At 60.4% G+C, this 14,369-nt stretch carries 10 protein-coding genes; 9 read left to right on the plus strand and 1 reads right to left on the minus strand.

Annotated features, from left to right (window positions below):
* Window positions 1-23: 23 nt before the first annotated feature.
* Window positions 24-785 (minus strand): substrate-binding periplasmic protein, encoded by a 762-nt coding sequence (locus KSS97_RS13655; RefSeq protein ID WP_217861884.1) that lies wholly within the window; start codon window positions 783-785, stop codon window positions 24-26.
* 546 nt (window positions 786-1,331) lie between these two features.
* Between KSS97_RS13655 and tssB the strand changes: the two genes are divergently transcribed.
* From tssB to KSS97_RS13700, 9 genes are all read left to right on the plus strand, one after another.
* A complete protein-coding gene (gene tssB / locus KSS97_RS13660; protein WP_217861885.1) occupies window positions 1,332-1,835 on the plus strand; it encodes a type VI secretion system contractile sheath small subunit in 504 nt (167 codons plus the stop codon).
* 35 nt (window positions 1,836-1,870) lie between these two features.
* On the plus strand, window positions 1,871-3,406 hold the full coding sequence (gene tssC / locus KSS97_RS13665; RefSeq protein ID WP_030138667.1) for a type VI secretion system contractile sheath large subunit: 1,536 nt from the start codon (window positions 1,871-1,873) through the stop codon (window positions 3,404-3,406).
* Between the two features lie 23 nt (window positions 3,407-3,429).
* A complete protein-coding gene (tssK, locus tag KSS97_RS13670; protein WP_217861886.1) occupies window positions 3,430-4,782 on the plus strand; it encodes a type VI secretion system baseplate subunit TssK in 1,353 nt (450 codons plus the stop codon).
* A complete protein-coding gene (tssL, locus tag KSS97_RS13675) occupies window positions 4,779-5,447 on the plus strand; it encodes a type VI secretion system protein TssL, short form (RefSeq protein WP_217861887.1) in 669 nt (222 codons plus the stop codon). Before tssK ends, tssL begins: the two co-directional genes overlap by 4 nt.
* A gap of 74 nt (window positions 5,448-5,521) precedes the next feature.
* Window positions 5,522-7,345, plus strand: a complete 1,824-nt coding sequence (locus KSS97_RS13680) for an OmpA family protein (RefSeq protein ID WP_368373383.1) — start codon at window positions 5,522-5,524, stop codon at window positions 7,343-7,345.
* Window positions 7,255-7,686 carry an Hcp family type VI secretion system effector gene (locus tag KSS97_RS13685; RefSeq protein ID WP_264081991.1) on the plus strand — a complete coding sequence of 144 codons (432 nt, stop codon included), beginning with the start codon at window positions 7,255-7,257 and terminating at the stop codon, window positions 7,684-7,686. Before KSS97_RS13680 ends, KSS97_RS13685 begins: the two co-directional genes overlap by 91 nt.
* Before the next feature lie 144 nt (window positions 7,687-7,830).
* A complete protein-coding gene (gene tssH / locus KSS97_RS13690) occupies window positions 7,831-10,494 on the plus strand; it encodes a type VI secretion system ATPase TssH (RefSeq protein WP_217861889.1) in 2,664 nt (887 codons plus the stop codon).
* On the plus strand, window positions 10,491-13,841 hold the full coding sequence (locus KSS97_RS13695) for a type VI secretion system Vgr family protein (RefSeq protein WP_217861890.1): 3,351 nt from the start codon (window positions 10,491-10,493) through the stop codon (window positions 13,839-13,841). Before tssH ends, KSS97_RS13695 begins: the two co-directional genes overlap by 4 nt.
* A 5-nt stretch (window positions 13,842-13,846) precedes the next feature.
* Window positions 13,847-14,365 carry a hypothetical protein gene (locus KSS97_RS13700; RefSeq protein ID WP_217861891.1) on the plus strand — a complete coding sequence of 173 codons (519 nt, stop codon included), beginning with the start codon at window positions 13,847-13,849 and terminating at the stop codon, window positions 14,363-14,365.
* Window positions 14,366-14,369 lie beyond the last annotated feature (4 nt).

The following is a 14,369-nucleotide window of genomic DNA, read 5'->3' on the forward strand; positions in this document are numbered from 1 at the left end:
CGTCAGGTTGGCCTTGTCATTTGTCACGGCAAGTAAATGTCATGGATTCGCTTGATTTCGCCTTCTTTGCGAAGGGCCTCCACGGCCCCCCGCAAGTCTTCGACGATTTTGGGCGAGCACTGCCGTGAACAGGCGAGGTAAAGCTCGGCGCTGCTGCCAACCGAACTCATCAGCAATTTGCGCTTGGACACTTTCGGCCAGATATAGCGGCTCTCGGGAACACCATTGAACCAGGCATCGATACGCCCCATCAGCAGCAGTTGAGCGGGATTGTCGCCAATGGCCAGGGGGTAGATCTGCTCATCGCTGAAGCCCTCGGCACGCAGGATATCCTCTTGCGCGCTGCCGAGGCCGACCCCGATCTTGCGGTAGGTTTCTCTCGCTTGGGCGAAGCTGTTCACTCGCCGGTCAAGGCTGAAGAAGGCACGCTCCATGGGCATGATCGAAGCGATCCAGGTGAAACGATCCTCACGGGTGGGAATGCGCGAGAGAGGGGTGATCAGGTAATCATGTTCCTCGCTGACGTGCTTTTGCGCCCGGGCCCAAGGCAATACATGGATTTTGACCGCGTAGCCGGCCTTGGCCATGGCCGCCACGGCAACATCGCCAGCAATCCCGTGGCCCCTGGGGTCGTCGACGAATGTCAGCGGAGGCGCATCGGGGATATGCAGCTCCAGCTCCAACGGCTCACCGCCCGCATGAGTCATGACCAACAGCGCCATCAATAGACAAAGCCCGCATAGCGCTTTGATGGGCAGATTCGAAACGCGCTTGCTTGGGGTCATGATGGGGACTTCAGGCATTGAAAAATAATGTGCCCATTCTACGGGGCGGCGCCGTAAACAGGTGCTTCAGGCCTATGTTATGTGATGCAGCACACCCAAAAGTGGTTCGCCGCGTTCGTTTCGTCCGGACACGTCATCTGTTACGTCGGCCTGACTGCGTGTCTATGAAAGGTATAGATCATTTGGTCGACAAAAGCCTGGGGCTTCGTGATCGGTCTTTCAAAACGGAGACCTCGAAGAATGTTTAAAGTCGCGTTGATCCTAATCTCGCGTCTGTAATTCTTTTCCTACATAAGTTGTTTGTTTGAGCATTGCGCGTTCATTACGCGTTCATTTCGCGTTTTTTGTAAGTTTTTTCTGTAGGGCCCCGTCCGCCTTTTTGTGAGCCTATTCCTTTTTGTTCAAAGGGGTAGATTTAAGCTATCCGGCGTTGTATTTCGTCGCTACATTAAGACAGCGAAAAGCGTGAATGCAGGATGCGGGATGCAGGGTGAAGAGCAACGAAGATGTTCAATCATTGCCTGCCAACATTTCAAAGGAGCAAGTATGGCATCGTACAGTTTTCAAAATGAAGTGCCCAAAAGCAGGGTCAATATCAAACTCGATCTACACACTGGGGGCGCACAGAAAAAAGTTGAATTGCCGCTGAAGCTTATGGTGATGGGGGACTACAGTAACGGCAAGGAGCAGCGCCCGTTATCGGAGAGGGGCAAGGTCAATATCGATAAACACAACGTCGACAACGTCCTTGAGGAATTCTCCCCCCGCCTGGCATTCGCTGCGCGCAACACGCTGACGGGTGATGAGGGGGATATGTCCGTTGAACTGAGTTTTCAACGGATGAAGGATTTTGAGCCGGAGCAGGTGGCCCGCCAGATTCCGCAGTTACGGGCGCTGTTGGCCATGCGCAACCTGTTGCGCGACCTGAAGTCGAACCTGCTGGACAACATGACCTTCCGTCACGAATTGGAGCGCATCCTCCAGGATGATGCGCTCAGTGATGAACTTCGAACTGAACTGGCGGCATTGGCGCCAAAAGAAGTCCGCTAATTCATTTCGCCGGCAGGCCATAAGAGTAACTATATATGTCTACTGAAAGTTCTAACGTGCAATCGCGCGGCGCTACAGTGTTGGCTGAAGACAAGGGCGTTTATGCGGCGCTGTTCAGCAAGATAAATTTGAACCCTGTCGCTGAGCTGGGAAGTATCGAAACTTTCCAGCACGCCGAGGCGTTGTCCGAGGCATCGGTTGATGAACGGGTCACCGCCGCGGTCAGCGTGTTCCTGAAGTTGCTCAAGGAATCACCGCAGAAAGTGGAGCGATTGGACAAAGTGCTCCTCGACGAGCATATCGCTTCGCTGGACACGCAGATCAGTCGTCAACTCGATGCGGTCATGCATCACCCGGACTTCCAACGCGTCGAATCAACCTGGCGCGGCGTCAAGTCCTTGATCGACCAGACGGATTTTCGCCAGAACGTGCGCATCGAATTGCTGGATATCAGCAAGACTGACCTGGTGCGGGATTTTGAAGACGCCCCCGAAATCGCCCAGAGCGGTTTGTACCTGCACACCTACACCCGCGAATACGACACGCCAGGCGGGGAGCCAATCGCGGCCGCCATTTCCAATTACGAATTCGATCGCAGCCCGCAGGACATTGCCTTGCTGCGCAATATTTCGAAAGTGGCCGCGGCGGCGCACATGCCCTTTATCGGTTCGGTGGGGCCGGCATTCTTTGGCAAGCAATCCATGGAGGAGGTGGCCGCCATCAAGGACATCGGCAATTACTTCGATCGAGCCGAGTACATCAAGTGGAAGGCCTTCCGTGACAGTGACGATGCGCGTTACGTCGGCCTGACCATGCCGCGGGTCCTGGGGCGCCTGCCCTATGGGCCGGATACGATTCCCGTGCGCAGCTTCAACTACGTCGAAAGCGTCAAGGGCCCTGATCACGACAAGTATTTGTGGACCAACGCGTCCTTCGCGTTTGCCGCCAACATGGTCAAGAGCTTTATCGCCAATGGTTGGTGCGTGCAGATTCGTGGGCCTCAGTCGGGGGGCGCGGTCACGGACCTGCCGATCCACTTGTATGACCTGGGTACCGGCAACCAGGTCAAGATTCCTTCGGAGGTGATGATCCCGGAAACCCGCGAGTTCGAATTCGCCAATCTCGGCTTCATTCCCCTGTCGTATTACAAGAACCGCGACTACGCCTGTTTCTTCTCCGCCAGTTCAGCCCAGAAGCCTGCGTTGTACGACACGCCGGATGCCACCGCCAACAGCCGCATCAATGCGCGCCTGCCTTATATCTTCTTGCTCTCGCGCATTGCCCATTACCTGAAATTGATCCAGCGCGAAAACATCGGGACCACCAAGGACCGTCGCTTGCTGGAGTTGGAACTCAATAAATGGATCGGCGGGCTGGTGACCGAAATGACCGATCCCGGCGATGCCCTGCAGGCCTCGCACCCCCTGCGTGATGCCAAGGTGACGGTGGAAGACATCGAGGACAACCCCGGTTTCTTCCGGGTCAAGTTGTACGCCGTGCCGCACTTTCAGGTGGAGGGCATGGACGTCAACCTGTCGCTGGTTTCGCAAATGCCCAAGGCGAAAGCCTGACTTAATCCCGAGGAAACGACGCCATGAAAATCGATCGTCCCTTGTGGACGTCCGGCACCCTATTGTCTGCGCAACAGTTTCAGCAACAAGCGCGCTGGGAAGCGTGGGTCAACGAGCAGCTCGCCAGCCTGGCCTTGGCCCACCCTTGGGGCGTGAAGGCTGTTGAGTTCGACACCGATGCATTGCGCCTGGGCAAGCTCAAGGCTACCCGCCTGAGCGTGCGCATGGCCGACGGCAGCCTGCTCGACAGTGAACGGGTGGATCGCCTGCCGCCGGGGCTGGAGTTGTCGCGGTTGATGAGCGACGACGCCGGGCAGGCACTCGTGCTGCTGGCCTTGCCCCTGGAGCAGGCCAACGGCAACAACTGCCTGATGCAGGAGGGCCGGGCTGATCGGCCAACCCGCTATCGTCAGGACTGGCGACCGGTTCAGGATCTGTATGCAGACGAAGTCCAGTCGATCGCGGTGCTGGAACACGCGCTGACGCTGCGTCTGGACAAGGACGACAACGGTGACTACCTGACCTGTCCCATCGCGCGCCTGGTGCGTGAAGGGCAGGGCAGGTGGAATCTTGATCCGACCTATGTGCCGCCGCTGCTCAGTTTTGCCGCGCACCCGGGGCTGCTGGTCCAGCTGGACAACCTGTTGACGCAGTTGTCCGCCAAGCGACAGCGCCTCATGGGCATGCGTCGGGAAAGCAACCAGCGCATGGCCGATTTCGCCGTCGCCGATGTGTCGTTGTTCTGGTTGCTCAATGCCTTGAACACCTACCAGCCGGTTCTGGCCGATCTCAAGGCATATCCGCAACGCCACCCCGAGCAGGTCTATCTGGAGCTGGCCAAGCTGGCCGGCAGCCTGCTGACGTTTTCGCTGGAACACGACATCGACAAGATTCCAGCCTATCGCCATGAACACCTGGAAACGGTGTTCCCGCCGCTGATGCGCTGTATCGCTACGTTGCTGGAAGCGAGCCTGCCGTCGCGCGTCATCGCCCTGGCGCTGGAGCACAGCGCCAATCGCTGGCAAGTGACGCTCAACGATGCTCGGCTTCGTGAGCCCGACGGGGCTGACTTCTACCTGTCGGTGCGCTGCCAGTTACCGGCGGCACAGCTTCAGGATCAGTTTCCTCGCCTATGCAAAATCGGCGCGCCGGCGGATGTCGACGAGCTGATCAACGCGGCGCTCGATGGCGTCCCGCTGAAACCCCTCAACCATGTGCCGGCGGCCATCCCGCTGCGCCTGGAAAACCAATACTTCGCCCTCGATCTTGGCCATCCCAAGGGGCAAGCCATGCTGACTTCGGGGACTTTCGCTTGCTACGTGCCCAGCACCTTGTCGCAAGTCCAACTTGAACTGTTTGCGGTGCTACGCACATGACTCTGAATTTCTCGAAAAAACCAGGCGCACTGACGACGGATATCGACGCCTTGCTCCAGGACAGCTATCTGCTGGTGGTCCAGCTACGCCAGGGCCTGTCGGTGCCGGACACCAAGGCTCTGCAACAACTTTGCCTGAACCAGGTCGAGCAGGTCCGGGAGCAGCTTGAACAGATCGCCATGGACCCGCGCGACATCGAGCACATCAACCACGCCCAATGCGCACTGCTGGATGAGGCGGTGCTCCTCTGTACCAAGGACGAGGTACGGACTGAATGGACCTGTGAACCGCTGCAGGCCAAGTTGTTCAACCGGCATCAGGCCGGAGAGTCGCTCTACGAGGAGATTCGCCTGGTGTTGCGCGAATCGTCACCGGATCCGCGGGTGCTGACGGTGTTTCATCGAGTCCTGATGCTGGGTTTCAAAGGTCGTTACGCGGACCTTGCCGACCCTGGGCGCGAGCAAGTATTGGAGGCCCTCGAAGCACGGGTCACCTCGCTGAAAATCAGCGCAAACCTGGTGCCCCGAAAGGGCGGTCGCCTGGCCCGGTACCGATCCCCCTGGATGCACGGCATGGCGGTCGCGCTACTGCTCGCCGGCGTCTGGTGGACGATGGACCGCTGGCTGACCGGCGTGGTTGCTTCCCTCATGCCCGGCCAGGCGTGAGGGGCCTTATGACAATCCAGTTGCAACGAGTCCTTTGGCTATGGGCCGGGAGCCTTGTCCTGGCGTTGCTGCTCATGCTCCCGCTTACCGCATGGATACGCGTGGTCGTCATGCTGGGCATGGTGAGTGTCGTGGCGGTGGGTTGGGTCGTGGCCAACCGGCGTGTCGCGCGTTTGCGTGAATCGGTGAAACTCGCCGCCAACGTGTCCGTGCCCCCAGCCTCGTTTCGTCGGCCTGTGGTGCTGGTCTGCGGCGATGGCCTGGACGGTTTGTTCGGCAGTATCCCCGAACTGGAGTTGGCCGTACGGGTGACCCATCAAGGTTGCTATGTACGTGTACCGGCGCCCGATCAGCTCTCCAACGTGACCGAGAGCATCCTGGCCTTGCGTCCGGGATGGGGCGCCCAGCTCAGCGTCATGTTCATCATCAACCCTGCGGCACACAGCGATGAAGCTGAACTGGCGGGGCGGATACGGACGTTTCGTCATCAAGCCACGCTGGCGGGTCAGGGGGCGTCAATGCCGCTGACGATGGTGAGCTATTTCCATGCACCGGGGGGCGAGGCTCCGTGGTTCTGTTGGACGGGTGGCCATCCGAGTCCTCGCGTTCTTGATGCCGGAGCCAGTGTCGACCTGGCCGATTGGCTCCGGCAGCCCGCCGACTCAGCCTTGCGGGCGATGCGGATGCAGGTCGGCGTGCAGTTGAACAACGCAGTGCAATGGCTGCACGAGAGTGTGCTGCCGCACTTCAATGCACGTGCCGTCGGTGCTGATCGAGGCTCGGCGGTGTGCTGGGTCATCAGGCCGGTACCCGCATTGACTGGGGGTGTGGAAGGGAATCTCTGGGAGCAGCGGCTACGCGACAAGGTGGCGCTGGTCGACCCCAGGCGAGCCATCACGAAGGCGGTGTTGCCGTTTCCGGATCCTGTGCTGAGCCTGATTCCATTGCGTGCCCAGCGTACGTCTCGACAGCACGCCAGCATCCTTGCGATGTGGATGTTCGGAATCGCTGGCGGGGTCGCCCTGGTCAATTCGGCATGGCAGAACACCTTGCTGGTGCGCCAAGTGACTGATGACCTGCGTCGTTATGCGCCGCTCCTGGCGGTGGAGTCGCAACTGCAACGAACCTCCCCTCGGCGACAGGAAGCCGAGGCCATCCTCGGTGAAGCCGCGCATCGCCTGGACACTTATCACCGACATGGCGAGCCCCTGTCGTTGGGCCTGGGGCTGTATCGCGGTGCCCCTCTGCGTGAGCCGTTGCTGGCGGTTCTTTCCCATCGCCGGGTGTCGTCCGGGTCCATGACTTTGCCGGCTTCCCAGCCGGTGAGACTGGACAGTTTGTCGCTGTTCAGTCCGGGCAGCGCGCGGCTCAAGCCTGACTCCACCAAGGTGCTGGTCAATGCGCTGGTCGGGATCAAGGCCCAGCCCGGCTGGTTGATCGTCATCGCCGGGCACACCGATGCCACGGGCGATGCCGCGCAGAACCTGCGGTTGTCCCGCGAACGTGCTGCCGCCGTGCATGAATGGATGCTGCAGGTGGGCGGCATTCCCGACAGCTGTTTTGCCGTGCAGGGGTTCGGCGCCAGCCAACCGATTGCCGGCAATGATACCGAGGCGGGGCGCGCAGCCAACCGTCGCGTCGATATCCGTCTGGTACCTGAGGTGGGCGCTTGCGTATTCCCCACGACAGGGCCGGACAGTCCCCCCCCCCGTCGCATCCCGCGACGATCTATGAAAAGGAGCTTCACATGGCAATTCCCGTTTACCTCTGGCTGCAAGATGACGGCGGCGCAGAGATCAAGGGTTCGGTGGACGTGCAAAAGCGCGAGGGCAGCATTGAAGTCATCGCCCAGGACCACAGCCTGTACATCCCGACCGACAACAGCACCGGCAAGCTGACGGGCGCGCGGGTTCACACGCCGTTCCTGTTTTCCAAGGAAATCGACGCTTCCAGTCCCTACCTCTACAAGGCCGTGACGACCGGCCAGACCCTCAAGAGCGCCGAGTTCAAGTGGTACCGCATCGATGATGCCGGGCAGGAAGTCGAGTACTTCATTACCAAGCTGGAGAACGTCAAGGTGGTGAAGGTCGCGCCAAAAATGCACGACATCAAGGACCCGACCAAAGAGAAGCACAACCACCTGGAACAGATTGAGTTGCGCTACGAGAAGGTCACCTGGACCTACAAGGACGGCAACATCATCCATTCCGATTCCTGGAGCGAGCGCCAAAGCGCCTGACGCGCGGGCATCGACAGGCCGCCTGCGCCTGTCGATTGCCGGTGTGCTGGGTTGAGCGTCCGTTCGCGGGCGCTCAGCCAAGCACATCCGTTTTTCGCCCATCGCTGCCCGATCACTACCGAAACCCGCACAAGGATGCCACCCATGGTACAGAGCCCCACGCGTCTGCTTCGCCGTCTGAATCCCTATTGCGCCCAAGCCCTGAGCGACGCGGCGTCGCTGTGCCAGAGCCGGGCCCATGCGCACATCACCATCGAGCATTGGCTGCTCAAGTTGCTGGGGCAGGGCGAGGGCGACCTGACCGTCATCGCGCGCCGTCACGAATTGGACCTGGAGGCGCTTTGGTGTGGCTTGCTCAGCCACCTCGATAACCTGCCGCGCAGCGTCCAGGCCAAGCCACAGCTGTCGGAGCCGTTGCAGCAGTTGATCAAGAATGCCTGGTTGCGCGCCTCGCTGGATGATGACAACGAACGGCTGCGCTCCGCCCATCTACTGGGGGCGTTGATGGACGCGCCCGGCCTGCTGGCCTGCGAAGCGGCCTGGCCATTGCTCAGCCTTGGCGAGCCGCAGTTGCAGCGGTTGTCCGGGTTGCTGGATCACATCTCCGAAGAGCGTCCCGATGCGCAAGCGCTCGTCGTCGGCGGGACGGAGGGGATGCTGAGCGAGTCTGCCGCCGGCGCAACCGCGATGCCCGATGCACGGCGGGCGCTATTGGACAGATTCACCCAGGACCTCACTGCCCGGGCCGGGGAAGGGCAGATCGATCCGGTGTTCGGTCGCGACGATGAAATACGCCAGGTCATCGACATCTTGAGTCGCCGACGCAAGAACAATCCGATCCTGGTCGGCGAGCCGGGCGTGGGCAAAACCGCGCTGGTCGAAGGGCTGGCGCTGCGCATCGCCCAAGGCGACGTGCCTGACAGCCTCAAGTCGGTCAGCGTGCGGGCGCTGGACTTGGGCTTGTTGCAGGCCGGTGCCGGGGTCAAAGGTGAGTTCGAACAGCGCCTCAAGAGCGTGATTAATGCGGTGCAGCACGCCGAAACCCCGATCCTGCTGTTTATCGATGAAGCCCATACGCTGATCGGCGCCGGCAACCAGGCGGGGGGCGCGGATGCGGCAAACCTGCTCAAGCCCGCCTTGGCCCGTGGCGAGTTGCGCACCATCGCCGCCACCACCTGGAGTGAGTACAAGCAATACTTCGAACGCGATGCGGCATTGGAGCGACGCTTCCAGCAGGTCAAGGTCGACGAGCCGGATGACGCCAATGCCTGCCTGATGTTGCGCGGACTCAAGGCCCGGTACGCCAGCCACCACGGTGTGCACATCCAGGATGCGGCGGTGCAGGCTGCCGTCAGCCTGTCGCGGCGCTACCTCACGGGGCGCCAGTTGCCGGACAAAGCCGTTGATCTGCTGGACACTGCCAGCGCGCGGGTGCGCATGAGTGTCGATTGCGAACCCCAGGCGCTGGTCCGGGTCAAGGCGCGACAAGTCGCCCTCGAACTGGAGCGCCAGGCCCTGGACGCGGACCAAGGCCTGGGCGGTAGCGTCGACACCGAGCGGTTGATGCAAATCGCTGCGCAACACGCCGAGTTGGAACACGCTCGGGTCGAGCTGGAGCGTCAATACGGTCAAGTGCTCGAGTTGTCCCAGCAGTTGCTCGACGCTCGCGAGGCCGAGCCCATGCAGCGGGCCGAGTGCGCGCGGTTGCAGCGGCAACTGGATGCAATCCAGGGCAAGCAACCCTTGTTGTTCCTCGACGTCGATGCCCGCAGCGTGGCTGAAGTCATCGCCGATTGGACCGGTGTGCCCCTGGGCAGCCTGCTCAAGGATGAACAAACCAACCTGCTGGAGCTGGAACAACAATTGGCCGAGCGCGTCATCGGCCAGGCCCCTGCACTCAATGCGCTGGCCCAGCGCCTGCGGGCGGCGAAGACAGGGCTCACCGATGACAAGGGGCCTTTGGGCGTCTTCCTGTTGGTGGGCACCAGCGGCGTCGGCAAGACCGAAACCGCCCTGGCCCTGGCCGACAGCCTGTTCGGCGGGGAAAAAGCGCTCATCACGCTCAACCTTTCCGAATATCAGGAAGCCCACACCGTCAGTCAGCTCAAAGGATCGCCGCCCGGTTACGTGGGGTATGGGCAGGGCGGTGTGCTGACCGAAGCCGTGCGCCAACGGCCTTACAGCGTCGTGCTGCTCGACGAGGTGGAAAAAGCCCACCACGACGTGCTCAACCTGTTCTACCAGGTGTTCGATCGCGGTTTCATGCGTGACGGGGAAGGGCGCGAGATCGACTTTCGCAACACCGTCATCCTCATGACCTCCAACCTGGGCAGCGACGCACTGCAAGGCTGTCTGCTGGAGCAACCCGACGCACCGGACAGCACGCTGCATGAGCTCATGCGGCCGATCCTGCGCGAACACTTCCAGCCGGCCCTGCTGGCACGCTTCCAGACGCTCATCTATCGCCCGCTGCACGTCGACGCCCTGCAGTGCATCGTCGCCATCAAGCTCGATCAGGTGGCCAAGCGTTTGCAGCGCCACTACGGCTTGGACTGTGACATCGATGACGCCCTGAGCGAGGCCTTGGTTGCGGCTTGCCTGCTGCCCGACACCGGGGCGCGCAACATCGACAGCCTGCTCAACGAACAGATCCTGCCGGTGCTGAGCCAACAATTGCTGCAACGTCGGGCCGCGCAGTTGCGCACACGCGGGGTGCACCTGGGTTATTGCCAGGAGGAGGGGATTACCCTGCGCTTCGTCGATGGTGCGGACGCCGCCGAGACTGTCGTCAAGGAGCCTGCGCAATGAACATGCCCATGCCGACCTTCTTCGACCACAGCCGCCACACCCTGCGAATTTCCGGCCTCGACGCCCACCTCGACGTCCTGGCCTTCACCGGCGAGGAACACCTGAGTCGTCCCTACCTCTACCGCATCGAATTCACCTGCACCGAGCGCGACCTGGCGGCCACCGACGTGCTCAACCGGTGGGGTTATTTCAACCTGTACGCCGTGCCGCCACCGCCGACGCCCAAAGGCTTCAAGCCGCCGGTGATCAAGCCGTTGCGCGCCTTTCATGGGGTGATCTCTGGCTTCAAGCGCCTGTCCGGCTCCAACGACGAAGCCCGCTATGAAATCACCTTGCAACCGCGTTTCGCGCGGCTTGGGCGCGGCAAGCAGTTTCGCATCTACCAGCAGCAGTCGGTGCCCGAGATCGTCGAGCACATCCTGCGCACGCGCCACGATTTTCGTGGCGAGGAGTTCTATTTCAACCTGGTGCGCCAGTACCCCCGGCGCGAACAGGTCATGCAATACGACGAGAGCGACCTGGCCTTCGTCGAGCGCCTGCTGGCCGAGGTCGGCATCTGGTACCGCGTCACCAGCGACGATCGCCTGAACATCGACGTGGTGGAGTTTCACGACGACCAGCGGCACTACCAGCGCGGCGTCACGTTGCCGTGCCGCCCGCCGTCGGGCTTGTCCGCCGATGGCCAGGATGCCGTCTGGAACCTGCAGACCGCCCACCGGATGGTCGAGAAAACCATCAATTTTCGCGCCTACCATCACCGCGAGGCCCATGCCTTCCTGGACGGCGAAGTCGACCACACCCGAGGCGCCAAGGGCACCTACGGCGAGGCCTATCACTACGGCGAACCCTACACGGTGCTGGGCGAGCGCTACGCCCTGGACGAAGACCTGCAAAGCGAAAGCGGCTTCTTCTACGCCCGCCTGCGCCACGAGCTCTACCTCAACGACCAGACCCGCCTCAGCGGCACCACCAGCAGCGCCATCCTGGCCCCGGCGCAGCGCCTCGACATCACCGGCGGCGCGCCGAAGGCCTTCGGGACCGGCGCGGTGATCGTCAGCCTGCGCACCGAAGCGGCCCGCGACCGCAGCTTCGTCGCCCACTTCCAAGCCATTCCCTACTCGGAAACCGTGTGCTTTCGCCCCGCGCTGCTGCCCAAGCCGCGCATGGGCGGCACCATCCCCGCCCGCGTCAGCCACCCGGTCGTCAACCCGCCCTACGCCGACCTCGACTTCGAAGGCCGCTACAAAGTGCGCTTCCTGTTCGACCGCGACACCTGGCAACCCGGCCGCGAAAGCGCCTGGCTACGCCTGGCCCGACCCTACGGCGGCGACACCCACGGCCTGCACCTCCCGCTGCAGGCCGGCACCGAAGTGGCCATCGCCTTCGAACACGGCGACCCCGACCGCCCCTACATCGCCCACGCCCTGCACGATGACCGCCACCCCGACCCGGTCACCGCCCGCAACGAACGCCGCAACGTCCTGCGCACCCCGACCAACAACAAACTGCGCCTGGACGACACCCGCGGCCAGGAGCACATCAAGCTCAGCACCGAACACAGTGGCAAGAGCCAGTTGAACCTGGGACATCTGGTGGATGCCGAGCGGCAGAAGCGCGGGGAAGGGTTTGAGTTACGCACCGATGGCTGGGGGGCGATTCGGGGTGGCAGGGGGGTGTTTATCAGTGCGGATGAGCAGGTCAAGGCCAAGGGTGAACAGCTGGATATGACGGCCGCCATTGAACAGTTGGAAAGCGCGCTTTCCCTGGCGCGCTCCTTGGCCGAAGCGGCCCGTAGCGCTCAAGCAACGCCAAGCGACATCGACAGCCAGCAACGCCTGAACCAGGCACTCAACGGATTGAAGCAACCTGGCGTACTGCTGCACGCCCCAAGCGGGATCGGCATGGTCAGCCCCGAAGCCGTATGCCTGGCCTCCGGCGCCGAAAGCGTTGGCATCATCGCTGCGCACAACGCTGATATCGGCGCAGGCCACAATATCACCGCCACCGCGCAGGGCGGCATCAGCGTAGTGGCCAAAGAAGCCGGCCTACAACTCAAGGCTGCCGAAGGGAAGGTCGAGCTACATGCTCAAGGCAACGATCTTCATGCCTTGGCGAAGACCGACGTGAAGATCGAAAGCGTTCAAGGGCGCGTGGAAATCAATGCTCCACAGGAGTTGGTACTCAACTGTGGCGGCGCCTACATCCGCCTGAAAAACGGAGATATCGAATTGGGTGCGCCGGGCAATATTTATCTGAAGGCCACCCATGTGGAAAAAACCCAAGGGGCCAGCCTGAACACACCCGCATCCCCTTTACCAGCCGGTTATGCCGCCGGCTATACGCTCAAAGACGATGCCCAGGCAGCGATGCCGTTTGCCCGCTATCGCGTTACGACCCAACAGGGGGATGTGTTCAATGGAGTAACGGACAGGGATGGGCGGACCATGAGTGTCAATACCTTGGTGCCGGGGGATTTGCGGGTTGAATTGCCTGAGGCAGTTTATGACGAACAACTTCGCTTGATCGGTCCTAACGGTGATTTGGCAAGCAATCTCAGATATTCGGTCACCTTGGTGGATGGCAGCACCGTGGAAGGCGTGACGGATGAACAGGGCTACACGGGGCGCCTCGTAACCGAAAAACCCATACAGGTCACTCAGCTGAAGCTCTTTCCTCCTGAAAAAATGGAATCTTTCTGCTGCGCGGCACTTAACGCTCAGACGTCACTGGACATTGATTTGAGGCCCTTGGACGTTTCTACCAACGACACGAATGTCGGTACTTCCACCCGAAACATCCCGCTGCCCGAAGGCAAAAAACGAGCGCTGACTGCGGGCGAGATCGCCATGGCTAAAACCGTATTCAAGGATGCAATCAACTATACGAAAGTCAAAGTACATCACGGTGGGTGGTGGTTGTTTCTGGGATTTCAGAATACGGCTGTTACACCCAATGGGGAGATGTATTACCCAGCAAGTACCGAGTACTACAGGGACGATTTCTCCAATACGATAGACGGCGAGTACAAGGCTTTGTTTATGCATGAGATGACTCATGTTTGGCAGCATCAACTTGGCTATCCTGTGAAGCATAAAGGTATGTCAGTGAGTAGTCGCGGGGCAGAGGCGTACAAGTATATTTTGAGTGCCGGCGGGGTTTTTTCTGATTACAACATGGAGCAGCAGGGGGAGATTGTTTCCGACTATTACATGATTTGCATTATGAGGGATGCCCGTGCTGTGTGGAATAAGCGGAACTCTACACAGAATCCTAGTCTTCTCGCCTCAACAGTAGCGGGGCTTCTAGCAGCCCCTGCCAACAAGGCTAATCTTCCCAATAAGGCGTAGAACGTATGAAGTACGCAGTATTTTATCTGTTTGGTGTTTCTCTGGCGCTTGGTGCTTCGGCTAACGCGACATCATTTGGGCGCAAGGCTAATGCCGATATTGCTACGATTGACAACAAGCCGGCCATCTGTTTGCCAAACAAGGAAAGTCCAGTATTCAGGTTGGGATGGGTATCCCTATCCGAGGGGGGCGTCAGAAATCCCGCATCTTGGGGGATCGCACTAAGAGAGGGTGCTCAGCCGACAGTACTGCATCCCGGGGACTGCGTTGTTTTTGGTACTGTTCCAGATGGCTATGAGAGTGACGACTTGAAAGTAAAAGCTCGGCCTTTGAAATTTGAGATTAATAGGGTCTATATCTTTCGATTGAGTGACGCTTACCGTCCAAGAGATACGTATGCGGTTATTTTTTCCATCGGTAGGGCTGCGGATGGAACCCTGGAATATCTTCAGTACGATCGAACCATTGAGTATGGCGAGCTGGTTCCACGCCGCCACGCTAGTCAGGGCGCTAATGATAAATAGCCTT

Source organism: Pseudomonas alvandae, assembly GCF_019141525.1.
Lineage (GTDB): Bacteria > Pseudomonadota > Gammaproteobacteria > Pseudomonadales > Pseudomonadaceae > Aquipseudomonas > Aquipseudomonas alvandae.

Excerpts from the sequence above, each read along its gene's own strand:
- KSS97_RS13655 (WP_217861884.1), bottom strand. The coding sequence starts at position 785 with ATGACCCCAAGCAAGCGCGTTTCGAATCTGCCCATCAAAGCGCTATGC.
- KSS97_RS13700 (WP_217861891.1), top strand. The coding sequence starts at position 13,847 with ATGAAGTACGCAGTATTTTATCTGTTTGGTGTTTCTCTGGCGCTTGGT.
- tssC (WP_030138667.1), top strand. The coding sequence starts at position 1,871 with ATGTCTACTGAAAGTTCTAACGTGCAATCGCGCGGCGCTACAGTGTTG.
- KSS97_RS13680 (WP_368373383.1), top strand. The coding sequence starts at position 5,522 with ATGCTCCCGCTTACCGCATGGATACGCGTGGTCGTCATGCTGGGCATG.
- KSS97_RS13695 (WP_217861890.1), top strand. The coding sequence starts at position 10,491 with ATGAACATGCCCATGCCGACCTTCTTCGACCACAGCCGCCACACCCTG.
- tssL (WP_217861887.1), top strand. The coding sequence starts at position 4,779 with ATGACTCTGAATTTCTCGAAAAAACCAGGCGCACTGACGACGGATATC.
- tssB (WP_217861885.1), top strand. The coding sequence starts at position 1,332 with ATGGCATCGTACAGTTTTCAAAATGAAGTGCCCAAAAGCAGGGTCAAT.
- tssK (WP_217861886.1), top strand. The coding sequence starts at position 3,430 with ATGAAAATCGATCGTCCCTTGTGGACGTCCGGCACCCTATTGTCTGCG.
- tssH (WP_217861889.1), top strand. The coding sequence starts at position 7,831 with ATGGTACAGAGCCCCACGCGTCTGCTTCGCCGTCTGAATCCCTATTGC.